This window comes from Microbacter sp. GSS18, assembly GCA_029319145.1.
GTDB lineage: Bacteria > Actinomycetota > Actinomycetes > Actinomycetales > Microbacteriaceae > Microbacterium.
This window is the reverse complement of the sequence record CP119753.1, coordinates 2,827,876-2,850,785: the sequence shown is the minus strand read 5'-3', so window position 1 is coordinate 2,850,785 and position 22,910 is coordinate 2,827,876. Positions and strand designations below refer to the sequence as shown.

The following is a 22,910-nucleotide window of genomic DNA, read 5'->3' as shown; positions in this document are numbered from 1 at the left end:
CTGATTCGGAAGGGTTGTTATGACTGCTGAGGCTTCTGTGGTTGCGGCTCGTTATCGGAGTGCGCGTGCGCGTCGGTCGGTGCGTAAGGTCGCGTTGGGTGCGGCGGGGATTGCGGGTTTTCTGCTGACGTGGCAGTTGATTCCGACTTTGGGTTTGTTGAATCCGGCGACGTTCCCGCCTGCGTCTGAGGTGCTTGCCCGGCTTGCTGCGGACATGTTGGATGTGGAGTTCTGGCGGAATGTGGGTCGGACGATGACGGCGTGGGGGATCGGTCTGGTGATCGCGGTGTCCCTGGCGACGGTGTTGGGGACGGTGATCGGTCTGGTTCCGTTCTTGCGGCGGTCGACGCATACGACGGTGGAGTTCCTGCGTCCGATTCCGTCGGTGGCTTTGATTCCGTTGGCGATTCTGATGTTCGGGATCCAGTTGCAGGCGGCGTTGGTGATCATCGTGTTCGCGAGTTTCTGGCAGGTGTTCGTGCAGGTGCTGTACGGGGTGGCGGATGTGGATGCTGTGGCTCGTGACACGGCTCGCAGTTTCGGGTTGAGTCGGGGTTCGCGGATTGTGAATCTGGTGTTGCCGACGGCGTTGCCGTATCTGATGACGGGTGTGCGGTTGGCGGCGACGGTGGCGTTGATCCTTGCGGTGACGGCGGAGATGACGATCGGGAATCCGGGTGTGGGTCGGGAGATCGTGTTCGCGCAGTCCGCGGGTGATTATGTCGGGGTGTATGCGCTGGTGATCGTGACGGGTCTGCTGGGGCTGGTTGTGAATCTGGTGTTCCGTGCGATCGAGCGTCGTGCGTTGTCGTGGCATCAGTCGGTGCGGGGGGAGGAAGTGCTGTGACTCTGTATACGAGCACTGTCGTCGTCCCGCGTCGGGGGCCTGCGCTGTGGCGGAAGGTCGGGGAGAGCACCGCGTATGCGCTGGGGCTGCCGATCATTCTGCTGGTGATCTGGGGTGTGTGGTCCTCGGTGTCGCCGGAGATCTTCTTCCCGTCGCCGTTGACGATCTTCGCGGCGTTCTGGGAGACGTGGGTGGGTCCGGCGTTCTTCGAGGACATCCTGCCGAGTCTGGGGCGTCTGGCGGGCGGGATCGTGCTGTCGGTCACGATCGGTGTGGTCGCCGGGACGCTGATCGGTTTGAACCGGTGGCTGCGTGAGCTGCTGGAGCCGATGCTGGAGTTCTTCCGTGCGGTGCCGCCGCCGGTGCTGATCCCGATCATCGCGGTGCTGCTGGGGCCGACCGATGCGATGAAGATCACGGTGATCGTGGTGGGTGCGGTGTGGCCGGTGCTGCTGAACACGATCGACGGGGTGCGGTCCACGGACAGTGTGATGACCGAGACGTCGCGGTCGTTCGCGCTCACGGTCGGTGAGACGATCCGTTTCCTGGTGCTGCCGGCGGCGAGCCCGCGGATCATGGCGGGGGTGCGGCAGTCGCTGTCGATCGCGCTGATCCTGATGGTGATCTCGGAGATGTTCTATTCGTCGTCCGGTCTGGGGTACCGGATCGTCTACTTCCAGCGCAATTACCTGATCGCGGAGATGTGGAGCGGCATCCTGCTGCTGGGTCTGATCGGTGTTCTGCTCGCGGCGATCTTCGGGTTCGCGGAGCGTCGGGTGCTGCGCTGGTACCACGGAATCAAGGAGGTCGAACGTGCCTGAACGTGACACGCTGCTCGAGGTCGAGCATCTGAAGAAGGTCTACGAGTCCGCGACGGGGTCCGTCGAGGCGATCGGCGATATCAGCTTCTCGATGCAGAAGGGTGAGCTGGTGTGCATCGTGGGCCCGTCGGGGTGCGGGAAGACCACGCTGCTGAAGTGCATCGCGGGGCTGCTCAAGCCCACCGAGGGGACGGTGATGCTGCATGGCGGCCGGGTGACCGCGCCGCCGCCGGACATGGCGCTGGTGTTCCAGGAGTACGGGCGGAGCCTGTATCCGTGGCTGACGGTGCGGGGGAACGTGGAGCTGCCGCTGAAGCACAAGAAGATGTCGAAGGCGCACCGGGACCAGCTCATCGACGACGCCCTCGAGGCGGTCGGCCTCGGCCATGCCCACAAGAGCTACCCGTGGCAGCTGTCCGGCGGCATGCAGCAGCGTGTCGCGATCGCCCGCGCCGTGGCGTACCAGCCCGAGGTGCTGATCATGGACGAGCCGTTCGCGGCCGTCGACGCGCAGACCCGAGCCGATCTCGAGGATCTGGTGCGGCGGCTGCATCTGGAGCGGGGCATGTCGATCCTGTTCGTCACCCACGACATCGACGAGTCCGTCTACCTCGGCGAACGGGTCGTGGTGCTCTCGAAGTCCCCGACCTGGGTGCAGGAAGACCTCGCCATCGACCTCGACGCCGACCGCGACCAGATCACCACCCGCGCCCTGCCCCGCTTCACCGAGCTGCGCACCCACGTGTACGAGCAGATCCAACGCGCCAAACGCGGCGAAGCCATCCGCCCCACCGCATGAGCGCCGTGCCGTCGACGAGGGAGGAGTGATGCGTCAGCGTGCCGCGAAGCGGCTGCTGCTCGCGTTCTTCGGCGAGTTCGTCCATGACACCGGGGTCGGGCCCGTTCGCGCGGGCGTGATCATCGAGGCTCTCGACGGCGCGGGTATCGCGGCGCCGACCGTCCGCGCGACGCTGGATCGCATGGCTGCCGACGGGCTGCTCGAGCGTCGTCGCGTGGGCCGCGAGATCGAGTTCCAGCTCACCTCGCAGGCCCACGAAGTGCTGCAAGAGGGCGCGCGCCGTGTGCACGAGCCGCGGCCGTTCGACCCGCGCGGCGCGGGCTGGACGCTCGTGACCTTCTCGGTGCCGGAAGGCCAGCGCGCGCTGCGGCATCGCATCCGCGCTGTGCTCGGCTGGGAGGGATTCGCCCTGCTCCGTGACGGCCTGTGGCTCGCCCCCGGCGACGTCGACCTCGCGGCCGTGCTCGAGCCGCTGCGGCACGACCTTCCTCTCGGAGCGGTCACGGCGTTCCGAGCCGAGGAGCTCGAGGGCTTCCCGCTCGCCGAAGCACTCGGCGATGCGTGGAGCCTGAGCGACATCCGCGCGGCGCACGACGGATTCCTGTCCACCTGGTCGGACGAGGGGGCCGCGGACGGCGCCGATCGTGCGCTGTCGGCGCGCATCATGCTGGTGGCGGACTGGCTCGCGCTGCTGCGTGCCGATCCCCGGCTGCCTCCGCAGCTGCTCGGGGACGACTGGCCGGCGGAGCAGTCTTACGCGGTCTACCGAGCCCGTCGCGCAGAACTGTTCGGACCCGCCGAGGCCGAGTTCTCCCGGCTCATGGGGGCGAGAGTCGCCGTCTGAACGCGCGGGTCGACCGCCGGTCGGCGCACCCCGGTCAGAGGACGCGATACGCGTCGTACACCACGCGCGATGCTTCGCGCGCGGCCGCGGCGACGATGAGGCTGTCCTGCAGCGTGCGCAGGCGCTCGGCGGCGGTCTCGATCGTCACGACGACACGGAAGTAGTACTCGTCGGGCGAGCGCTGCTCACCGGCCAGGATCGCCTCGAGCACATCCGGGGGCCCGGAGCGCACCCCGCGGGTACGAATGTGGAGCAGTTCCCCGTCTGTGGTCCGGGCGGAGTATCGCGTATCGATCTCGAGCGTGCCATCGGCATGCACGACCTGCCAGTCGGCCCCACCGGGGAGGATCGTCGCGTCGACACCCTGCGACAGCGAGCCCCCGCTGATCGCCACGATGCGCCGGTGGCCGGCACGGGTCATGCCGTAGTCCTCGACGGCACCGACGGCGACCTCGGCGCGGAAGAGATGCTCGAGCCCTGTGCGCGGCGGTTCGATGGGCATGAGCTCATTCAACCATCGGTGCTGGAACAACCCGTACCTGTTGTCATGATAAATAGTTGTGATCTACAATAGATGACATGGTCAACGTAGCCCTGAAGCGAACGATCTTCGACGAGTCGCACGATCAGTTTCGCGACGCCGTACGTGAGTTCGTCAAGCGCGAGGTGGTGCCCAACCTCGAGGACTGGTCCGATGCCGGCCGTGTCGATCGCGCGCTTTTCAGCAAGGCCGCAGAGGCGGGCCTGATCGGGATCACCGCGCCCGAGGAGTTCGGCGGTGGCGGGGTCGAGGATTTCCGCTACAACGCGATCGTCATCGAGGAGTTCGCCCGCGTCGGAGCAAGCGACGTCTGCATGTCGATCAGCGGCGAGAACGATCTCATCGCGCCGTACCTGATCGCCTTCGGGACGCCGGCCCAGAACGAGCGTTGGCTCGCGCCGATGATCGCGGGCGAGAAGGTCGGCGCGATCGCGATGACCGAGCCGGGCGCGGGGTCCGACCTCGCGGCGATCGCGACGACGGCGTTGCCGTCCGGAGACGACCTCATCCTCAACGGCGCGAAGACGTTCATCTCGAACGGTCTTCTCGCGGACTTCTTCATCGTCGCGGTGCGCACGGATCCGGAGGCGGGACGCGAGGGCATCAGCCTTGTGATCGTCGACGCGGACACCCCGGGATTCAGTCGGACGGGGCCGCTGAAGAAGGTGGGTCTTTCCGCTCAAGACACGGCCGAGCTGTCGTTCGTGGACGCGCGCATCCCGAGCGAGAACATCCTCGGCACACCCGGCGAGGGGATGCGGCACATGCGCCGCAACCTCGCGATAGAGCGCCTGAGCATCGCGGTCATGTCGATGGCCCGCATGCGCGCGACGTTCGACCTTGCTCTAACCCATGCTCGCGACCGCAAGGCGTTCGGCCAGCGGGTCGTGGACTTCCAGGCGAACCGGTTCTACCTGGCCGAGCTCGCCACCGAACTCGAGGTCACGCAGACGTTCATCGACCGATGCATCGTCGACGCTTCCGGCCACGCGCTGGACGGAACGACGGCCGCGATGGCGAAATGGTGGGCCACGGAGCTCCACCAGCGCGTCATCCAGCGAGCCGTGCAGCTGCACGGCGGCTATGGCTTCATGCGCGAGTACGCGGTCGCCCGCGACTATATGGATTCCCGCGTTGCGACGATCTACGGGGGCACGACCGAGATCATGAAGGAGATCATCGGACGTCAGCTCGCGCGCTGATCACGCCGCACACGAAAGCGGGCCGCCTCACCCGGAGGCGGCCCGCTCTCGTTTGCGTGTCAGTGGGTCATGTCGTGCGGCCGAAGCGCTCGCGCAGGTCGGCCTTGCGGATCTTGCCCGACGCCGTGCGTGGCAGGTCGTCCACCACGACGACGTTCTTGGGCAGCTTGTAGCGGGCGAGCACGCCGTCCAGTCGCTCGCGGACCGTCTCGGTGTCGACCTCGGCGCCCTCGCGCACGGTCACGACCGCCCACGGCACCTCGCCCCATCGCTCGTCGGGCACACCCACGACAGCAACCCCCGAGATCCCCTCGATGTCGTTGATGAGGTTCTCGACTTCCGCGGGATAGATGTTCTCACCGCCGGAGATGATCATGTCCTTGAGTCGGTCGGAGATGTGAAGGTAGCCGTCCGGATCGAGGTATCCGAGGTCCCCGGAGCGAAACCATCCGTCGTTCGTGAACGACGCCGCGGTCGCATCGGGCAGGCCGTGGTAGCCGAGGAACACATTGGGACCCGAGACCTCGATCTCGCCCACGGTCCCGCGTGGCAGCATGTCGCCGTTCTCGTCGGCGATCCGCACCTCCGTGAAGAAGTGCGGAAGGCCCACGCTCCCCTGCTTACTCCGGGTCATGTCGGGGGAGAGCGACGTCGCACCGGGCGACGTCTCGGTCATGCCGTAGCCCTGCGAGAAGTGCAGGCCGCGCTCCTCGTAGGCGTTGAGGATGCGGGTGGGCACCGCGGATCCGCCGCAAGTGAGCTTCTGCAGGGTCGAGACGTCGGTCGACTCCCAGTCGGGGTGATCGGCCATCATCTGGTAAGTGGTGGGGACGCCCGAGAGCATGGTGATGCCGTGCTGCTGGATCAGGGCCAGCGCCCGACCGGGCTCGAAGCCCTTCTCGAGGACGAGGGTCGCTCCCTTGAGCATGGCGGGGAGCGCGCCCATGCCGAGCGATGCGACGTGGAAGAGAGGCGAGATCATCAGCGAAACGTCGCTGGAGACCACGTCGTAGTCGATCACACAGTTGATCGAAACCCAGGTCAGGTTGCCGTGGGACAGGACGGCGCCCTTGGGCTTGCCGGTCGTGCCCGAGGTGTAGATGATGGCGGCGGGGTCGTCGAGCGAGACGTCGGCGATGGTGTGGCCTCCGGTCGCCTCGGCCATCTGCCGCTGGATGCCCGGATGCCCGGGGATGCCGTCGCCGGTCACGATCACGTGCGCGATGCGCCCCTCTTCGACGCCGGGCATCGCCCGTTCCAGGAACTCCGGGTCGAGGATCAGCGCCCGGGCGCCGGAATCGGTGAGCACGTGGCGGATCTCCGGGGCCGCAAGTCGCGTGTTGACGGGGACGAACAGCGCCCCGATCTGCGCGGCGCCGAACATCACCTGCAGGAACTGCGGGCTGTTCTCGCCGATATAGGCGACGGCGTCGCCCTTGCGGATGCCGCGGTGCCACAGGACCGAAGCGACGCGGTCGGCCGCGTCGGCCAGATCACGGTACGTGATGGTCTCGTCGCCGAAGACGATGGCGGGCTTGTCGGGGTTCTTCAGGCGCCGCTTGGCGAGCCAGAAGCCGAGGCCGCGGTTGCGCATATCTCTCCTTCGAGCTTTGCGTCCGGGAGTGCCGTGCCCCACGCGAGCGTGGGGCACGGCATGAAGGTCAGGCGTAGAAGCGCGAAAGGCTCCGGGCGACGACGGCCGGCTTGGTGCCGCCCTCGACTTCGATCGTGATGTCGACCACGAGCTGGTAGCCGCCGGGCACCTCGATGACGTCGGCGATTGTGCCGACGAGGCGGATGCGGTCGCCCACCTTGACGGGCGAGACGAACCGCACCTTGTCGAGGCCGTAGTTCACCTTGGTGGTGACGCCATCGACGTCGAACACTTCGGTCTGCAGCGGGATCAGGAGCGAGAGTGTGAGGAAGCCGTGGGCGATCGGGGCGCCGAACGGGCCGTCCTTGGCCTTCTCGGGGTCGACGTGGATCCACTGGTGGTCGTCCGTCGCGTCGGCGAAAGTGTTCACGCGCTCCTGCGTGACCTCGAGCCAGGACGACGGGCCGATCTCGGTGCCGACGGCTCCGGGGAGGTCGGCGTAGGCGACGGTGGTGGTCATGATTGTCTCCTTCGGAGGGGTGGTGTTGACAGGGATTCGATGGGGTCGGCTCTGGGCGTCAGTCGAGCCCCAGCAGGCGCACGGCGTTGTCCTTGAGGATGCCGGGCATGACCTCGGGCTTCAGTGACGTCTGCTCGACGTCCCTCATCCAACGATCGGGGGTGAGAAGCGGGAAGTCCGAGCCGAAGAGGATGCGGCGCTTGAGGTAGGAGTTCGCGGCGCGCACGAGCGATTCCGGGAAGTACTTCGGGCTCCATCCCGACAGGTCGATCCACGTGTTGTGCTTGTGGGTCGCCACCGAGATCGCCTCGTCCTGCCACGGCACCGACGGGTGGGCCATGATGATCTGCAGGTCGCCGAAGTCGGCTGCCACCGGGTCGAGCAGGATCGGGTTGGACAGCCCCAGCTTGAAGCCGCGACCGCCGGGCATGCCGGCGCCGATCCCCGTCTGTCCGGTGTGGAACAGAGCGACGACTCCGGCGTCCTGCAGCGTCGCGTAGAGCGGGTAGTACGCCTCGTCGCTGGGGTCGAAGCCCTGCACGGTCGGGTGGAACTTGAAGCCCCGCACGCCGTGGTCCTCGATCAGTCGCCGGGCGCGGTCGACCGCATCCGTCCGGCGCGGGTCGACCGAGCCGAACGGAATGAGGACGTCGTTGTTGCGCGCGGCGCCTTCGGCGATGTCCGCGCTCGACACCGGCACGTGGTCGAGCTGGGTCTCAGCGTCGACCGTGAAGACGACGGCCGCCATCTTCCTCTCGCGGTAGTAGGCCGCGACCGAGTCGAGGTCGGGGCGCGGCCCGTCGGCCGAGAAGTACTTCGAGGCCGCCTCGACCAGGTCGGGCGGGAGCGAGGCGTGTCCGTGCGCGTCGACCTCGATGTGCACATGCACGTCGAGCGCGGTGAGCGCGTCGACGTCGATCGCGGGTTCGTAGCGGGTCATGGTTCCGTTCCGGGCGGCGAGCGGGTGAAGCGGGACGAAGCGTCCCGCTCAGGCCTCCGGCTTGGGGCGAACGAGCTCCTCGGGCAGCGGGGGGAACTTCTCGCCGACGGTCTGGAGGTCGCCGACGGCGTCGGTGAAGCCGGCCTGCAGGTCGTCATAGGACCAGCCGCCCTCGTGGTACGCGGAGACGATGGCTTCGGGGTGGGACCACAGCTGCAGGCGATCGCCGCCGATGCCGATCGCCTGGCCGGTGACACCGGCGGCCTCGTCGGAGGCGAGGTAGGCGACGAGTCCGGCGACATCGGCGATCGTGCCGAAGCCGAGATCGTGCCGGAAGAACGGCGGCATGGGCTCGCCGGCCGCATCCGCCTCCATGGCCGCCGCGAAGTAGGGGATCGTCGCGGTCATGGCGGTGGCGGCGACGGGGACGACGGCGTTGGCCGTGATGCCGGCCTTCTTCAGCTCCATGGCCCAGGTGCGGACCATGCCGACGATGCCGGCCTTGGCCGCGGCGTAGTTGGTCTGCCCGAAGTTGCCGCGCTGACCCGTGGGGGAGCCGATCGTGATGATGCGGCCGGGGATCTGGTTCTCGCGCATGTACGTCGCTGCTTCGCGCACGCACGTGAACGTGCCGCGAAGGTGCACCCCGATGACGGTGTCGAAGTCGTCGTCGCTCATCTTCCACAGCACGGTGTCGCGCAGCACGCCGGCATTGGTGACGAGGATGTCCAGGCGCCCGTAGGTGTCGACCGCGGTCTGCACGAGCTGCTTCGCCGTCTCGGTCGGACCCACCGGCGCGACCACCGCGACGGCCTTCCCGCCCGCCGCTTCGATCGACGCGACGGCGTCCGCGGCTGTTGCCTCGTCGACGTCGTTGACCACGACCGAGGCGCCCTGGCGGGCCAGTTCTTGTGCGTAGGCGAGTCCGAGCCCGCGACCCGAACCAGTGACGATGGCGACCTTGCCCTCGAGTGACATATGAAGCTCCCTTGCTGAATCTCAGGTCCATTCAAGACCAATTAGATTGAGAATGTCAATAGTTCTCACTCTCATCAATTTGGGCTACGATGCCACCATGCCCAGACCGACGACGTCGTCCGTCGGCGGCAGCCGGCTCGCCCGCTCGCCGCTCGCCGATGACCTCAGCTTCCTGCTCGCGAGGGCGAACGCGCTGGCGGTCGCCGAAGCCAACGCGGCCCTCGCCGAACACGGGCTCAAGGTGCGTGCATTCGCTGTGCTCGAGCTCGCCGCCGCCGATACGCGTCCTTCGCAGCGCGAACTGGCGGACTTCCTGCGGCTGGACCCGAGTCAGGTCGTCGCCCTTGTCGACGACCTCCAGCGTCGCGGGCTCGTCGAGCGGCGCCCGGACCCCGAGGACCGGCGGGCCAACGTCGTGGTCGCCACCGCCGACGGCGTTCGCGTCGCCGCTGCTGCCCGAGTCGTGGCGGAGGACTCGGAGCGGCGGGTTCACGCGCGCCTGAGCGAGCAGGAGCGGGCACAGCTCACCGACATGCTCAAGCGCATCGCGCTCGACGAGGAGTGAGTTCTGCGGCCGGCCCGCCGCGACATGACGACGTTGCGTGACGACACAGGGTCGATCAGCGCCCCGCAGAAGTCGTAGGCTCACGATATGTCGCACCAGCCTCCGTTCCGCGCCGACATCGTCGGCAGCTTCCTCCGTCCCGACGCCATCCACGAGGCGCGCCTCGAGTATGCGCAGGGGGATCTCTCCAAGCAGGCGCTGCGGTCCGTCGAGGACGACGCCATCTTGGACCTGGTCAAGAAGGAGGCGGACGCCGGGCTGAAGGTCGCCACGGACGGCGAGTTCCGCCGGTCGTGGTGGCATTACGACTTCTTCGGGCTGCTCGACGGCGTCGAGATCGTCGAGCTCGACCACGGCATCCAGTTCCAGGGTGTCCAGACCAAGCCGCGCGGCATCGAGATCTCGGGCAAGGTGGGCTTCAGCGACGACCACCCCTTCCTGAACCACTTCCGCTACCTACGCGACGTGCTTGCGCACAGCACGGGCGCGATGCCGAAGTTCTCCATCCCCGCGCCGACGGTGCTCGACTTCCGCCTCGAGCCCGGCCACCTCGCCGCGCCCTACGAGCACCGCGACGACATCGTCGACGACCTCGTGACGACGTACCGCGACGCGATGCAGGCGTTCTACGATGCCGGATGCCGGTACCTGCAGTTCGACGACACCGCGTGGGCGTATCTGTGCTCGGACGTCGAGCTGGCAAAGGCCCGCGATCGCGGCATCGAGACCGACGGGATCGCCGAGCGCTACGCCGACATGCTCAACCGCATCCTCGAGGGCAAGCCCGACGACCTCACCGTCACGACGCACGTGTGCCGTGGCAACTTCCGCTCGACCTGGATCTCGTCGGGCGGCTATGAGCCGGTCGCCGAGCAACTGCTGGGTGTGACGAACTACGACGGCTACTTCCTCGAGTACGACTCCGAGCGCGCCGGCGGCTTCGAGCCGCTGCGGTTCCTCCCCGAGGGCGACAAGACGGTCGTGCTGGGGCTGATCACCTCGAAGAGCGGCGACCTCGAGGAGGTCGGCGCCGTCGAGAAGCGCATCGACGAGGCCGCGGAGTTCGCGCCGCTGGACCAGCTGGCCCTGAGCCCCCAGTGCGGCTTCGCCTCGACGGAGGAGGGCAACGTCCTCACCGAGGAGCAGCAGTGGGCCAAGATCCGCGAGATCGTCGCGATCGCCGACGAGGTCTGGAAGTAGGAGACGTCGCGGCATCCCGCTCGGTTGACGCGGGATGCCGCTTCAACGGACTGTGGTGACATCCACGGCCAACTGATTGTCAGACATCCGCGCTCGGTTGTCGCGGGATGCCGCATCGCATGCCTTGCGCGGCATTGAGCGCCAATCGACGCCTCAGTGGGGCTGCGGTGCGGCGCTACTCGTTCTCGACGTCGCGCTCGGGGAGGACGAACTTCCGGCCCTCCAGTGCCGCCTGGTCGATCTCCTCCTGGTGGTCGACGTAGGGCGTGCCGTGCGTGTGGAAGGTGGGGATCGTCTTCATGCCCCACGCCTGGCCCTTGGCGCGTTCGGCCTGACTCCATTCGACCACCGGCCAGTCGGGGTCGAGAATGAGTCGGCCCTGCGCCGTGGCGAACTCGATGCGGTTGCCGCCGGGCTCCCACACGTACAGGAAGAACGTCTGGTTGATGGCGTGCTTGTAGGGCCCGTACTCGATGTAGATGCCGTTCTCGAGGCAGATGTCGGCTGCTTTGAGGATGTCTTCCCGGGAGTCCGGGGCGATCGCGAAGTGGTGGAAGCGTCCTCGCTGCTTCGTCCAGTCGTCGGAGTAGACGACATCGTAGGACTTCTGGTGGAACCGGAACCACCACGCTCCGTAGCCGCCGGCGTCCAGCTTCACCCGCTCGGACTCGCGTGACTTCATGACGTCGCGCCAGAACTCGCCGGCGGCGTTGACGTCCGACGCGAGATAGTTGATGTGGTCCATGCGGCGGGCGTTGATGCCGCGACCGGGATATGCCGACGCCTGGTTCTTCAAGGCCGGGCGATCCTCATCGTCGGGCACGTAGTGCTCGGTGTCGAAGTACAGCGCCATGAGGTGCCCGTCGGGGTCCTCGAACTCGTACGACCGGCCCACGCCGACCTCGGGGTCGCGCCAGCCGTGGCCGAGCCCGGACGCTTCGATCGCCTTCACGCGCCGGTCGAGAGCCTCTTCGCTGGTGGTGCGGTAGAGCGTGCGTCCGACGCCGTTGGTGTCGGACGCGGTGAGCTTGAGCGTGTACAGCTGGTACTCGTCCCAGCACCTCAGGTAGGCGGAGTCGCCGATCCGCTCGACCTCGCGCATCGCGCAGATGTCGCGGAAGAAGTGAAGACTCTCCTCGAACTTCGGGGTGAACAGCTCGATCCCGCCCAGATGGGCGAGGTCGAAGTTCTCGAACGTGGCCATGTCATGTCCTCCTCGACAAACAGGGGCTCAAGGCCCCGGCCAGGGCGGGAATTGACCCAGCCGTCGAAGACCCTTCGCGGTCGTGAGCATACCTATTGGCATAGGGATACGAAATACCTATTGACATAGGTAAATGAGGTTCGTAAGCTCGCATCGGACCAAGACGACGACGTCGAAGGAGACATCATGGCCGACAACCTCCAGGAGCTGCTCGACGAGCAGGGGAACATCGTGCAGATGCTCCGCGACTCGAAGCTCGGAACCTACATCTACCCGGTCGTTCCCGCCGAGTTCAGCAACTGGCGCCGCGAACAGAAGTCCTGGCGCGAGACCGCCGTGCTGTTCGACCAGTCGCACCACATGGTGAACCTGTTCATGTCGGGACCCGAGGCGATCAAGCTGATCAGCGACACCGCCATCAACTCGGTGGCGAACTTCCCGGTCGACACCGCCAAGCAGTACGTGCCGACGTCCTCGACCGGCGGCGTCATCGGCGACGGCATCCTCTTCCGCGAGGCTGAGGACGAGTACGTGTACGTCGGCCGCGCGCCGGCGGCGAACTGGCTGCAGTTCCATGCCGAGACCGGCGGCTACGACGTCGAGATCCGCTACGACGACCGCTCGCCCTCGCGCCCCTACGGCGAGGCCGTGCACCGCGAGTACTACCGCTTCCAGATCCAGGGCCCGAACGCGTGGGCGATCATCGAGAAGCTCAACGGCGGCCCGATGGAGAAGGTCAAGTTCTTCCACATGGGGTACATGACCATCGCCGGCGAGCAGGTGCGCACGCTCCGCCACGGCATGGCGGGCGCCCCGGGCCTCGAGCTCTGGGGTCCCTACGAGCAGCACGGCAAGATCCGCGAGGCGATCCTCGAGGCCGGCGCCGAGTTCGGCATCGAGCCCTGCGGTTCGCGCGCCTACTCGTCGAACACCCTGGAGTCGGGCTGGATCCCCTCGCCGCTGCCGGCGATCTACACCGGCGGGGAGATCGAGCGGAAGTTCCGCGAGTGGTCGGGTGCCAAGAGCTACGAGGCGATCAACGCCCTCGCCGGGTCGTTCGTCTCGGATGACATCGAGGACTACTACCTGAACCCGTGGGAGCTCGGCTACGGATCGTTCGTGAAGTTCGACCACGACTTCATCGGCCGCGAGGCCCTCGAGAAGCTCGACCCGGCGACGCAGCGCAAGAAGGTCACGCTCGCCTGGAACGACGAGGACCTCGCCAAGGTCCTCAGCTCGCCCCTCGACCGCGAGGGCCCCGGCTACCAGTTCTTCGACCTGCCCAACGCGAACTACGGCTCGTCGAACTTCGACGCCGTCATCGACGCCGACGGCAACACCATCGGCCTGTCGCTGTTCACGGGCGTGACCGCGAACGAGAAGCGCGGCCTGTCGCTGGCGACCGTGGACCACGACGTGCCGATCGGCGCCGAAGTGCGCGTGGTCTGGGGCGAGCCGAACGGCGGGTCGGGCAAGACCACCGTCGAGCCGCACGAGCAGATCGCGATCCGCGCCATCGTGAGCCCCGTGCCGTACGCCGAGACGGCGCGCACGGAGTACCACGGCGGATGGCGCACGGCCGCGACGTCGTCCTGATCGCAGGAGCCGACCGGGGCGACGCGCCCCGGCCGGCCGCGATCGGCGCTGACGAGAGAGACGAGCGTGGCGCATCGCTCTGACGGCGAGTCGGTGCTGCACAAGCACCTTCGCGTGCTGCAGGCGTTCGAGATCGACCGGCCGTTTCTGACGCTCACCGAGATCGCCGAGGCCACGGGGCTGCCGCCGACGACGGCGCATCGGCTCGTGGCCGCGCTCGAGCGCGAGGGCATGCTCGAGCGCGCGCCCGATCGCACGTATCAGCTCGGCATCCGGCTGTGGGAGTTCGCGGCACGCACTCCCGGCGCGCTTGGCCTGCGGGAGATCGCGCGGCCGTGGCTCGACGAGGTGCATGCCCGCGTCCGGCAGCACACCCAGCTGGGGGTGCGCAGTCGCCGCGACGTGCTGTTCATCGAGCGGATGTCGGCGCGGGGTGCCACGGTCAACGCCACGGTGATCGGCGGGCGCTTCCCGCTCGCGGTCACCTCGAGCGGACTCGTGCTGCTGGCTCACGCCGGTTCGGCAGTGGTCGACGATGTCGTGGCATCGGGTTGGCCCGCGCTCACGCCGAAGACGATCCGGACCTCGGACGAGCTGCGCGCGCGACTGCGACGAGTGCGCGCGGACGGCTACGTCGTTGCGGACGGCCATATCCACCCGGCGTCGCGCGGGATCGCCGTGCCCGTTCAGGGTGAGGGAGGCCGGGTGATCGCCGCGATCGGCGTCGTGGTCCCCAGTGACGGGTCATCGGCCCAGGCGAGCATCGAGATGCTGACGGTCGCGGCCTCCGGCATCGGGCGGGCCATCCGCGAGGCGCACCTGATCCGCGGTGCCGGCGGCTGACGGACCCGCGGGGCCCCGGCGAACCGGGACCCCGCGGGATCGACCTGCGTTCAGGAGCCGAGGTCAGTCGGCGACGCAGGTGTACGAACTGGCCTGATCGACCGAACCGTAGCCGTCGTACTCGGGCCAGGACGGGTACTCGCACATGGGACGGGTGCGGTCCGCGCCGGCGTTGCCGTCGCGGGCGACAAGTCCTGAGGGTGCGACGTCGTTCTCGACCCAGTCCACGATCGCGTCCAGTCCGTCGTACTGCGCGCGGAACAGGCCCTGTCCGTGGCCCCATCCGGGCACCGTGTAGAAGCGCACGAACGAGTCGAGCCGCTTGCCGAACTCGTCCTCGAGCGCCTCGTAGTACTGGATGGTGTTGTGCGGCGTGATGAAGTCGTCGATCGTGCCGTGCGTCAGGATGACCTTCCCGCCGTGCGCGCGGAACTGGTTCAGCGAAACGTCGGTGACGTCCATGATCTCGCCGACCTCCTCCACGCGCTCCGCGTAGTCGAGCGGGTCGGCCGTGTAGGCGTCGAACCCGGGCGGGTCTCCGGCGACGCCGTAGCGCATCGTCGCCTGGAACACGAGGAACTGCAGGCCCTGCGACTCGGCACTGGAGCCGAAGCCGGCGAAGCCCTGATACAGGGCCCCCTCCAGCAGCGCGCTCTTCGCGAAGATCGAGTTGCCCTCGATGTCGATGCCGAGGTCGTAGTCGGTCGTGATCTTCTCGGCGGCGGCGATCTCGGCTTCCGACAGGCATGTGTCCGTCGTGGCGGGATCGACGCCCTCCGCGCACGCGAGTGTCTGGATGTCGAAGGTCTCGTCGCATCCGCGGACGTTGCTGATCAGCCCGTCCTCGACACCGTCGAGGCCATCGCACGCCGCGTAGACGGCATCCGTGATCGTCGCGGTCTCGCCCGAGTTCAGGTGGCCCGCGCCGCCGTCCAGCTGCACCGCGTCACGGAAGTTCACCGCGCCCACGTGCATCATCGTGACGTTGTACGCGGGGTAGTTCGCGATCACCCCGTCGTAGTCGCGCGGGTACCGGGCTGCGGCGTCGAGCGCCTCGTGACCGCCCTGGGAGCCGCCGATGAAGTAGGACCAGTTCGCGTCGACGCCGTAGGCGGCGAGGATGACCGCGGCCGCGGCATCGTGGGCCTTCTTGACCGACCACTGCCCGTAGTTGAGGAACAGCTCCTCGTCGAGCTGGAACGTGCCGTCGAACCCGGGGGCGCCCTGGTGGCCGCCGTCGGAGCCGAGCGTCACCCAGCCCTGCGACAGCGCGGTGGGCGAGCCCGCCGGCTGCGCCGTGTACGCTCCGGTCGCCGTCACGAGCGATCCGTCGAACCCGCCGCCGCCGAACTGCAGCGTGCGGCGATTCCAGTCGCCGGGGAGGTTGACCTGGAACTCCATGTCCTGGGGGGCGCTGACGGCGAAGATCCAGCCGGTGACGGCGCAGTAGTCGCCGGCGTCGTTCCACGTCGCCGTCTCGACCTCGGCGCCGTTCGTCGGCAGGCCGATCTCCTTCGCGGGGATCGTGAAGCCGACCAGAGCCTCGCAGTCGGCTTGGGTGACCACCTGGGGCTCGCGCTCGGACGGCGGCGCGGCCGAAGCCGCAGACGCGCCCGCGGTGGCCGCGAGGACGGCCGCGATGCCCATCGACACCGCGGACAGTCTGGTGAGTGCAGATTTCATCGACGCTCCTTTGCGTAGTGACTGACGCGAGCGCCGCCCGGTGGCGAGGAGACAGCCGGCGCCCGATGCGACGCTCGCACGCCGTCCAGGCGGCGACAACGCCGCTTCCGGTCAGCGGCGGCACCCGTTCCTTCGCGTCGCGAGGCCGGGTAGGCTACGTCGCTCGCTTCGCCCGGGCGCGGCGTGTGCGCTCCCGCCTTCCATCGCCCGGAAGGGCGACGGCATCCCCGGTCGGTCCGCGTCAGACTGACCACGGCAGGACCAGGCCGCCGGTGACGACGCGACGGCCGAGGATACGAAGTGGGGACCGGGATGACCGCTGCACCGACCTCGGAGTTATGACGTGCGCGCTCACTATGCCGACGTCTGGCAAGCCGTCGCGCGCGCCGTGCCGGAGCGCGCCGCGATCCGGACGCAGGAGGAGGAGTGGACCTATGAGCGGTTCGCCCGTGAGGCGGGCGCGCTCGCCGCGACCCTCCGGCGCCAGGGCCTGGGTGCCGGCGACGCCCTCGCGATGCTGCTGCACAACAGGCCGGAGTTCCTGATCGCCCTGCTGGCGTGCCTGGCCACGGGGATCACGCCCGTACCGCTCAACTTCCGCCTGCGCGCCGGCGAAGTCACCGCTCTGCTGGACGACTCCGGCGCCGAGGCGCTGCTGTACCCGGGCTCGCTCGTGGAGGTCGCCTCGGCCGCCGCCGCGGAAGCAGCGGACGACATTCTGCTCATCTCCATCCCGGATGCCGGGTCGGGACCGTTCCCCGGCATCGCCTGGGCGGACGCCGTCGCGGACGACCAGGTCCTGCCCGCGTCGGCACCCGAGAGCACGGAGCTGTGGATCTACACCGGCGGGACGACCGGCCGCCCCAAGGCCGTGCGGTGGGACGATCAGGATCTGTTCGAGGCGCAGATGGTGCCGACCTACTCGCTCACAGACGTGCCGTGGCCCGAGTCTGTCGAGGAAGCCGCGCGCATCGCCGCCGATCCCGCCACGCCCCGGGTCGTCAACCTCCCGCTCGCACCGTTCATGCACGGCACCGCGCTGACGACGTCGATGAACACGCTCACCCTCGGCGGAACGGTGCTCGTGACCTCATCGGCGCGGCTGGACGCCGAGGCTGCCGTCCGATTCGCGAACGACGAGGCGGCGACTCGCCTCATCGTCGCCGGCGACGCCGTGGCCTTCCCGCTGGTCGAGGCGGCTGAGCGCCTCGGAGTGGGCCTGCCGACGGTGACGTCGGTCATGAGCTCAGGCATGCGGTTCAGCCCGGAGACCAAGCGGCGACTGCACGAACTGGGCGACCTCACGATCGTCGACCTGCTCGCCTCCACCGAGGGCGGTGTGTTCGCGGCCACGATCACGACCGGTGTCGACGATCTGCCGGGGCGGCCGAAGCTCTTCCCGTCTGCCGTCGTCCTCGACGATCAGCGACGCGAGGTGCAGGACATCCCGGGCGCCCTGGGCGTGCTCGCCCAGCGCGGCGCGCTACCGCTCGGGTACCACCGCGACCACGAGAAGACGCGCGCCACGTTCCCCGTGATCGACGGCATCCGCCATGTCGTCCCCGGGGACTGGGTGCGCGTGGAGGACGACCGGCACATCGAGTTCCTCGGGCGCGGCAGCGGAGTCATCAACACCGGCGGTGAGAAGGTCTACCCGCTCGACGTCGAGGAAGCGCTGCTGACGCATCCGGCCGTCGCCGATGTCGTCGTGCTCGGCGTGCCCGATCCTCGGTTCGGCGAGATCGTGACGGCGGTCGTGCAGCGCGCGGGCGACGTCACAGCCGACGAGCTGATCGAGCACACCGGTCGGCTGCTCGCCGGGTACAAGAAGCCGCGGCATATCGTGTTCCGCGCGTCGATGGACCGCACCCCGACCGGCAAGGTCGACGTCGGCCGGATGCGCGACGACGTGATCGCCGACCTGCGCGCCCAGCTCGCCCGGTAGCGACCCGCGCGTCTGGTCCCTCCCGGCACCTGAGGGCGGCTGCCGGGGACTCCCTGGGCTTCAGGGCGCAGGGCTGGTCACGATGTCGTCGTCGCTCCAGGACGCCGTGACGTTGCGGATGAGCCCGTCGACGTCGACCGTGAAGACATCGATGCCCGTGGTCGTGGTGGTTCGCTCGTCATCGTGTGGTTCTGTTCGCGCGGCTGAAGCGGCGCCCGCCGCCCATGACCTCATGAGCGGCGGACGTCGCCGGCCGGGAATCAGCGACCTCGTGTTCCTACAGGCTCTCGGCGAAGAACGCCGCGATCTTGTCGAACGGGATGATGTCGACCTGGTCGTACAGGTCGGTGTGGCTCGCTCCCTCGATCGTGAGCAGCTCCTTGTTGTCGCCGGTGAGCTTGGCGTAGGCGTCCTGGCTGAAGTAGTACGAGTGCGCCTTGTCGCCGTGCACCAGGAGGACCGGGTTGCGGATCTCGGCCGCGTATGCCAGCAGCGGCATGTTCAGGAACGACAGGGCCGTCGTCACGGTCCAGCCGCCGTTGGAGTTGACCGAGCGGGCGTGGTAGCCGCGGTCGGTCTTGTAGTAGTCGACGTAGTCCTTGAGGAACTGCGGGGCCTCGTCGGGCACTGCCGGCGGGAGGCCGCCGACGAGCGCGTACTCGCCGGTGCGGTAGTCCTCGGTGCGCTGCGCGTTCATGGCCTCGCGCTTGGCGTGGCGTGCCTCTTCGCTGTCCTCAGACCGGAAGTAGCCTTCGGCGTTCACGCGGGTCATGTCGTACATCGTCGAGGTGACGGTCGCCTTGATGCGGGTGTCGATGGCGGCCGCGCTCAGCGCCATGCCGCCCCAGCCGCAGACGCCCACGACGCCGATACGGTCGGCGTCGACGTTCTCCTGCACCGAGAGCAGGTCGATGGCGGCCTGGAAGTCCTCGGTGTTGATGTCGGGGGAGGCGACGTAGCGGGGGCTGCCGCCGCTCTCGCCGGTGAACGAGGGGTCGAATGCGAGGGTCAGGAACCCGCGCTCGGCGAGGGTCTGCGCGTACAGGCCCGACGACTGCTCCTTGACCGCGCCGAACGGGCCGCTGACGGCGATGGCCGGCAGCTTCCCTTCGACGCCTTTGGGCGTGTAGAGGTCGGCGGCGAGGGTGATGCCGTACCGGTTGTGGAACGTGACCTTGCGGTGCTCCACCGTGTCGCTCTGCGGGAATGTCTTGTCCCACTCCGAGACGAGTTCGAGATTCTCTTCCATCGGCGCTTCCTTCTTGTTCTCGATCGCACCTGTGGTCGGATCCGGCGGCAGACAGCCGCACCTCCGCACCACTCGGGCTCCGCATGTGTCGCGTGGTGATCTGCATCCATGGTGGATCCCGCATGACGGCGATCACCAGACACTGCCTCTCCACGTACTCGCAGTGCGTGCTTTTCGCATGGTGTCCGCGCGCCGGGGAATCCAGGCTGGTGGCGGTCCCGTCGATCAGAGCGGCGACGTCAATCGCCCGCGTCGGGGAGCCCCGCGACGATCCGCTGCATCCACGCGACCGTCGCGCGGGTCATGTCGGTCGGCTGGCCGGCCGTCTCGAGGAGTTCCAGCGCATCGCGCATCTCGTGCTCGCGTCGGACGGCGTGGATGTACGTGCCGTCGACCAGACGGTCCACCAGCGCCGCACCCGCGGGGCCCAGTTCGCCGGCGATCTGTCCGCGCAGCCACTCCTCGGCGCCCTCGGCGCGGGCCGCGCTCGTCCCCTCGATCACGAGGGTGGCCAGGCCCTTCATGAACACGCTCCGCAGCAGCTTCAGCCGCGCGGCCGCTCCCGCGGGGCCGTCGACGATCGTGACCGGCGCTCCGAGCGATCCGAGGACATCGGCCGTGCGAGAGGCCGCCGGGCCGCTGGCGAGCAGCGGCGTGGCGTGTCCGGCGCGCAGGACCGGGGCGAGGATCGCGACATCCGCCATCTCGACACCGGCATCCGCCGCCATGGCGGCGATCTGGCGCTTGAGGTCGGGTGCCGACGTGTTCATGTCCACGAAGAGCGTGCCCGGCGCGGCCACCGCGAACACGTCGGCGGCCGCGCCGCGACTCTCGGAAGCCCCGACGAGGCTCAGGACGACCTCGGCATTCGTGATCGCGTCGGCAACCGTGCCCGCTTCCCGCACGCCCACGGCCTCCACGCGCTTGAACGGGTCGTAGGCGCTGATGGCGGCGCCGGCGCCGTGCAGGCCCACCGCGTAGGCGCGGCCGGCCTCGCCGTGGCCCATGATCGCGATCGCCGTCACGAGGGATCCGTCCATGCGCGCTCGCCGTGGAGCGCGCCGACCTCGGCCGCGAGGGCTTCGAAGTACTCCAGCGACCGGCGGGAGGTCGACAGCAGCGGCTGCACGCTGTGCTCGGGCGGGGCGTCGTCGCCGTTGTCGGGCAGATACGCGCTCGCGAGGTCGCGCGTGATGCCGACGGCCGCCATCCGCAGCAGCTCGATCGCGGGGAGGGGGGTCGAGCCGTCGTTGGGGACGACGACGCCCATCGCGGCGTAGACGCCGCCGTGGGGGCCCATCACCGGAACCGCGATGCCGCGCGACTCCAGGTGGATCTGCCCCGCGGCGACGGCGAAGCCGTCGGCGCGCACGTGTGCGAGGCGGTCGCGCAGCGCGGCGCCGCCGCGCACGGTCTGGTCCGTGTAGTGCGGCCAGCCGTGCGCGATCACGTCGTCCACGAGCGCGACCTCGGCGTGGGCGAGCAGCACGAGGCCGCTCGAGCTGATCGGCAGGGGGATGCGCCCGCCGATCAGGGTCGCGTTGACGACGGCATCGCGCGTCGACATCCGCTCGATGAACAGCACGTCGCGGCCGCTGAGGACGCCCAGCTGGGTGTGCTGACGCACGCGCGCGTGGACCGCGCCGAGCCACGGCCGCGCCAGCTCGCGGAGGCCCAGCGCGCCCGGCGTGCGGGACGCGAACTCCCACAGCCGGATGCCGAGGCGGTACGAGCGATCCGGCATGCGCTCGAGCATGCCCTCGCGCTCGAGTTCGCCCACGAGGCGGTGCGCCGTCGACGGTGCGAGGCCGGCGGCATCCGCGATCTCGGACAGGCTCAGGAACGGACGGGCCGAGTCGAACGCGTCGAGGACGCGCAGGTGCTTGTGCAGCACCGACTCACCGGCGGACCCTCGCGCCATCGCGACCTCCTCGCGTCAGACTAGCGCCCGGTTCCGATGAACGGAACCGGGCGCTGGATCTCGATATCGCAGGACTGCGTCAGCTCGAGGCGTCGGCGCTCTCATCCGCGCGATACACGGTGCGCGCGAACTCATGGTAAGGCGCCGGGGCGACCGTGGCGCGGATGCGCACCTGGCGGTGCTGCTGATCGACGGCGGCCTTGCGCGAGATGGGGTCCTCGCCCCACACCACCTCGACCTCGGTGCCGTCGAGGACGTCCACGTCGAGCGACGCCAACGACATGTAGAGCTGGTCGAAGGCGATGTAGCCCGCATCGGTCGAGACGCCGACCTGAGCGCCGTCCTTCTCGACCGTGTCCATCTGGAACAGCCCGTACCGCGCCTTGGGGAAGTCGAGGAACTTCGCGGGAACACCGGGTTCCATCTGCGAGCGGACGACCGCGGCGACGTCCTCGGCGTTCCAGATCAGCGTGACCTTGCGACGGCGCTGATTCTCGGCGTGCTTCTCGAGGGCCTCGCGTCCGTGGAAGTCGTGGTCGAAGCGCACCGAGCGACCCAGGCCGATGTCGTACGGGGTCATGTAGTAGTCGTGCACGTCGGGGGAGTACAGCGAACCGCCGATCGACCCCGCCCGCGCGGCCGGGAGCCACTCGCGGTACTCGGCGAAGTCGTCGTCGAAGATGGCCGGGAACGGCGTCGGAACCCAGCCGGACTCCAGCGGGGTGGCCGAGTAGGCCTTCGCGCCGACGCGGCGGATGCCGAACTCCTCGCCCGCCTCCATCAGCGCGTCCAGCACGACTTGGTTGTCCTCCCACGCGCCGTAGAACTCGAAGCCGGGCTGGCCCGCCATGCCGTGGCGGAGCGCTTTGACCGGGCGTCCAGCGATCTCGACGTCGCCGATGTGGAAGAACTTGATCTCGGGCGCAGGTCCGCCGAAGACCTTCTCCATGACCTTGTCGGCCTCGGGCCCCTGCAGTTCGTAGCGATAGAACGTCGGGGGGCCCTGCCGCATGTGCGAGTTCGCCTCGAGTCGGTGGTGCACGTCCTTGCCGGCGGCAGCGGCCTTCTCGATGTTGAAGCGCACCCAGTCGATGAGCAGGTGGTGCCCGATGAGCACGAGGCCCTCGGGAGCATCCTCGTTCCAGAACAGGATGCCGTCGCCGATCAGGTAGCCGTCCTTGTTGACGGAGATCAGCTGCTTGGCGACGCCGGGGCGGAACGTCTTGAACGTGTTGGGCGAGATCGACGACAGCAGGTCGATGAGGTCCGCGCCTCCCAGGAAGAGCTGGGTCATGTGATGGGACTGGTCCATGAGGGCGACCGTGGAGTTCCACGCCCGCTGCTCGTCGCGCCAGTTTGTGAACTCCGGTGCCACCGGGAATGTGAACGCCGGCCAGTCCTGGTTGCGCAGGAACTCCACGGCGCTGCCGGAACGGGTGATCGCCTGAGCGAGTGATTCGGTCATCATCGACCTTCCTTTCAGTCCGCTCGGCACATTACGTTCGTCGCCGCGGCACCGGATGCGCAGATTCCATTGGACGGAATCGCTCGCGGCGCCCCCGGGACAGGCGGCCACGATGGTGTGTGAGAGGCGGTGTGCAGGACCGGTCCGGCAACG

General features: G+C 68.4%; 22 protein-coding genes. 10 read left to right on the top strand and 12 right to left on the bottom strand.

Translation table 11 applies throughout. From position 1 onward, the window contains the following. The first annotated feature begins 79 nt into the window (after positions 1 to 79). The 4 genes from P0L94_13090 to P0L94_13075 are packed head-to-tail and all read left to right on the top strand — an operon-like array spanning position 80 to position 3,311. Entirely contained in the window at positions 80 to 847 is a 768-nt protein-coding gene (locus P0L94_13090; GenBank protein WES63393.1) for an ABC transporter permease, read from the top strand. Then, a complete protein-coding gene (locus P0L94_13085) occupies positions 844 to 1,668 on the top strand; it encodes an ABC transporter permease (protein ID WES63392.1) in 825 nt (274 codons plus the stop codon). Before P0L94_13090 ends, P0L94_13085 begins: the two co-directional genes overlap by 4 nt. Beyond that, positions 1,661 to 2,467 (top strand): ABC transporter ATP-binding protein, encoded by an 807-nt coding sequence (locus P0L94_13080; protein WES63391.1) that lies wholly within the window; start codon positions 1,661 to 1,663, stop codon positions 2,465 to 2,467. Before P0L94_13085 ends, P0L94_13080 begins: the two co-directional genes overlap by 8 nt. A gap of 28 nt (positions 2,468 to 2,495) precedes the next feature. Then, positions 2,496 to 3,311, top strand: coding sequence for a PaaX family transcriptional regulator C-terminal domain-containing protein (locus tag P0L94_13075; GenBank protein WES63390.1), 816 nt, complete (start codon positions 2,496 to 2,498; stop codon positions 3,309 to 3,311). Positions 3,312 to 3,345: 34 nt separating this feature from the next. On the opposite strand, the gene P0L94_13070 is transcribed toward P0L94_13075, so the two are convergent. Then, positions 3,346 to 3,813: a DUF3237 domain-containing protein gene (locus P0L94_13070; GenBank protein ID WES63389.1), complete on the bottom strand. Its 468-nt coding sequence runs from the start codon at positions 3,811 to 3,813 to the stop codon at positions 3,346 to 3,348. Between the two features lie 77 nt (positions 3,814 to 3,890). Between P0L94_13070 and P0L94_13065 the strand changes: the two genes are divergently transcribed. After that, positions 3,891 to 5,054, top strand: coding sequence for an acyl-CoA dehydrogenase family protein (locus P0L94_13065; GenBank protein ID WES63388.1), 1,164 nt, complete (start codon positions 3,891 to 3,893; stop codon positions 5,052 to 5,054). A gap of 67 nt (positions 5,055 to 5,121) precedes the next feature. Here the strand turns inward: P0L94_13065 and P0L94_13060 are convergent, their stop codons facing one another. The 4 genes from P0L94_13060 to P0L94_13045 all read right to left on the bottom strand — a co-directional run bounded on the left by P0L94_13060 (position 5,122) and on the right by P0L94_13045 (position 9,086). After that, on the bottom strand, positions 5,122 to 6,648 hold the full coding sequence (locus P0L94_13060; protein ID WES63387.1) for a long-chain fatty acid--CoA ligase: 1,527 nt from the start codon (positions 6,646 to 6,648) through the stop codon (positions 5,122 to 5,124). 67 nt (positions 6,649 to 6,715) lie between these two features. Then, entirely contained in the window at positions 6,716 to 7,168 is a 453-nt protein-coding gene (locus P0L94_13055) for a MaoC family dehydratase (GenBank protein ID WES63386.1), read from the bottom strand. 58 nt (positions 7,169 to 7,226) lie between these two features. Further along, a complete protein-coding gene (locus tag P0L94_13050) occupies positions 7,227 to 8,108 on the bottom strand; it encodes an amidohydrolase family protein (GenBank protein WES63385.1) in 882 nt (293 codons plus the stop codon). Between the two features lie 48 nt (positions 8,109 to 8,156). Continuing rightward, entirely contained in the window at positions 8,157 to 9,086 is a 930-nt protein-coding gene (locus P0L94_13045) for an SDR family oxidoreductase (GenBank protein WES63384.1), read from the bottom strand. A 97-nt stretch (positions 9,087 to 9,183) separates the two neighbouring features. Here P0L94_13045 and P0L94_13040 point away from each other — a divergent pair, with 97 nt between their 5' ends. Beyond that, entirely contained in the window at positions 9,184 to 9,651 is a 468-nt protein-coding gene (locus P0L94_13040) for a MarR family winged helix-turn-helix transcriptional regulator (protein WES63383.1), read from the top strand. A gap of 87 nt (positions 9,652 to 9,738) precedes the next feature. Further along, entirely contained in the window at positions 9,739 to 10,851 is a 1,113-nt protein-coding gene (locus P0L94_13035) for a 5-methyltetrahydropteroyltriglutamate--homocysteine S-methyltransferase (protein ID WES63382.1), read from the top strand. Positions 10,852 to 11,026: 175 nt separating this feature from the next. On the opposite strand, the gene P0L94_13030 is transcribed toward P0L94_13035, so the two are convergent. Further along, entirely contained in the window at positions 11,027 to 12,055 is a 1,029-nt protein-coding gene (locus P0L94_13030) for a VOC family protein (GenBank protein ID WES63381.1), read from the bottom strand. A gap of 186 nt (positions 12,056 to 12,241) precedes the next feature. Between P0L94_13030 and P0L94_13025 the strand changes: the two genes are divergently transcribed. Both P0L94_13025 and P0L94_13020 read left to right on the top strand, forming a co-directional pair. Continuing rightward, entirely contained in the window at positions 12,242 to 13,651 is a 1,410-nt protein-coding gene (locus tag P0L94_13025; GenBank protein ID WES63380.1) for a hypothetical protein, read from the top strand. Between the two features lie 66 nt (positions 13,652 to 13,717). Continuing rightward, positions 13,718 to 14,494: an IclR family transcriptional regulator gene (locus P0L94_13020; GenBank protein ID WES63379.1), complete on the top strand. Its 777-nt coding sequence runs from the start codon at positions 13,718 to 13,720 to the stop codon at positions 14,492 to 14,494. A 63-nt stretch (positions 14,495 to 14,557) separates the two neighbouring features. On the opposite strand, the gene P0L94_13015 is transcribed toward P0L94_13020, so the two are convergent. Next, complete coding sequence (locus P0L94_13015; protein WES63378.1) at positions 14,558 to 16,177, bottom strand: tannase/feruloyl esterase family alpha/beta hydrolase; 1,620 nt, start codon at positions 16,175 to 16,177, stop codon at positions 14,558 to 14,560. A gap of 343 nt (positions 16,178 to 16,520) precedes the next feature. Here P0L94_13015 and P0L94_13010 point away from each other — a divergent pair, with 343 nt between their 5' ends. Then, the gene (locus P0L94_13010; protein WES63377.1) at positions 16,521 to 18,122 is read left to right on the top strand and encodes an AMP-binding protein; all 1,602 of its coding nucleotides are present in this window, start codon (positions 16,521 to 16,523) and stop codon (positions 18,120 to 18,122) included. A gap of 60 nt (positions 18,123 to 18,182) precedes the next feature. On the opposite strand, the gene P0L94_13005 is transcribed toward P0L94_13010, so the two are convergent. The 5 genes from P0L94_13005 to P0L94_12985 form a co-directional block, all read right to left on the bottom strand. Further along, on the bottom strand, positions 18,183 to 18,356 hold the full coding sequence (locus P0L94_13005) for a hypothetical protein (protein WES63376.1): 174 nt from the start codon (positions 18,354 to 18,356) through the stop codon (positions 18,183 to 18,185). Positions 18,357 to 18,399: 43 nt separating this feature from the next. Beyond that, positions 18,400 to 19,422: an alpha/beta hydrolase gene (locus tag P0L94_13000; GenBank protein ID WES66325.1), complete on the bottom strand. Its 1,023-nt coding sequence runs from the start codon at positions 19,420 to 19,422 to the stop codon at positions 18,400 to 18,402. A 188-nt stretch (positions 19,423 to 19,610) separates the two neighbouring features. Continuing rightward, positions 19,611 to 20,411, bottom strand: coding sequence for a DUF1932 domain-containing protein (locus P0L94_12995; protein WES63375.1), 801 nt, complete (start codon positions 20,409 to 20,411; stop codon positions 19,611 to 19,613). Continuing rightward, positions 20,393 to 21,292, bottom strand: coding sequence for an IclR family transcriptional regulator (locus P0L94_12990; GenBank protein ID WES63374.1), 900 nt, complete (start codon positions 21,290 to 21,292; stop codon positions 20,393 to 20,395). Before P0L94_12990 ends, P0L94_12995 begins: the two co-directional genes overlap by 19 nt. Positions 21,293 to 21,371: 79 nt before the next feature. After that, positions 21,372 to 22,757: a hypothetical protein gene (locus P0L94_12985; GenBank protein WES63373.1), complete on the bottom strand. Its 1,386-nt coding sequence runs from the start codon at positions 22,755 to 22,757 to the stop codon at positions 21,372 to 21,374. Positions 22,758 to 22,910 lie beyond the last annotated feature (153 nt).

Bases quoted from the DNA above. Each gene is read 5' to 3' on its own strand.
- P0L94_13015 (WES63378.1), bottom strand. From the start codon at position 16,177: ATGAAATCTGCACTCACCAGACTGTCCGCGGTGTCGATGGGCATCGCG.
- P0L94_13060 (WES63387.1), bottom strand. From the start codon at position 6,648: ATGCGCAACCGCGGCCTCGGCTTCTGGCTCGCCAAGCGGCGCCTGAAG.
- P0L94_13030 (WES63381.1), bottom strand. From the start codon at position 12,055: ATGGCCACGTTCGAGAACTTCGACCTCGCCCATCTGGGCGGGATCGAG.
- P0L94_13005 (WES63376.1), bottom strand. From the start codon at position 18,356: ATGAGGTCATGGGCGGCGGGCGCCGCTTCAGCCGCGCGAACAGAACCA.
- P0L94_12990 (WES63374.1), bottom strand. From the start codon at position 21,292: ATGGCGCGAGGGTCCGCCGGTGAGTCGGTGCTGCACAAGCACCTGCGC.
- P0L94_13040 (WES63383.1), top strand. From the start codon at position 9,184: ATGCCCAGACCGACGACGTCGTCCGTCGGCGGCAGCCGGCTCGCCCGC.
- P0L94_13035 (WES63382.1), top strand. From the start codon at position 9,739: ATGTCGCACCAGCCTCCGTTCCGCGCCGACATCGTCGGCAGCTTCCTC.
- P0L94_13070 (WES63389.1), bottom strand. From the start codon at position 3,813: ATGCCCATCGAACCGCCGCGCACAGGGCTCGAGCATCTCTTCCGCGCC.
- P0L94_12985 (WES63373.1), bottom strand. From the start codon at position 22,757: ATGACCGAATCACTCGCTCAGGCGATCACCCGTTCCGGCAGCGCCGTG.
- P0L94_13075 (WES63390.1), top strand. From the start codon at position 2,496: ATGCGTCAGCGTGCCGCGAAGCGGCTGCTGCTCGCGTTCTTCGGCGAG.
- P0L94_13055 (WES63386.1), bottom strand. From the start codon at position 7,168: ATGACCACCACCGTCGCCTACGCCGACCTCCCCGGAGCCGTCGGCACC.
- P0L94_13025 (WES63380.1), top strand. From the start codon at position 12,242: ATGGCCGACAACCTCCAGGAGCTGCTCGACGAGCAGGGGAACATCGTG.
- P0L94_13045 (WES63384.1), bottom strand. From the start codon at position 9,086: ATGTCACTCGAGGGCAAGGTCGCCATCGTCACTGGTTCGGGTCGCGGG.
- P0L94_13065 (WES63388.1), top strand. From the start codon at position 3,891: ATGGTCAACGTAGCCCTGAAGCGAACGATCTTCGACGAGTCGCACGAT.
- P0L94_13050 (WES63385.1), bottom strand. From the start codon at position 8,108: ATGACCCGCTACGAACCCGCGATCGACGTCGACGCGCTCACCGCGCTC.
- P0L94_12995 (WES63375.1), bottom strand. From the start codon at position 20,411: ATGGACGGATCCCTCGTGACGGCGATCGCGATCATGGGCCACGGCGAG.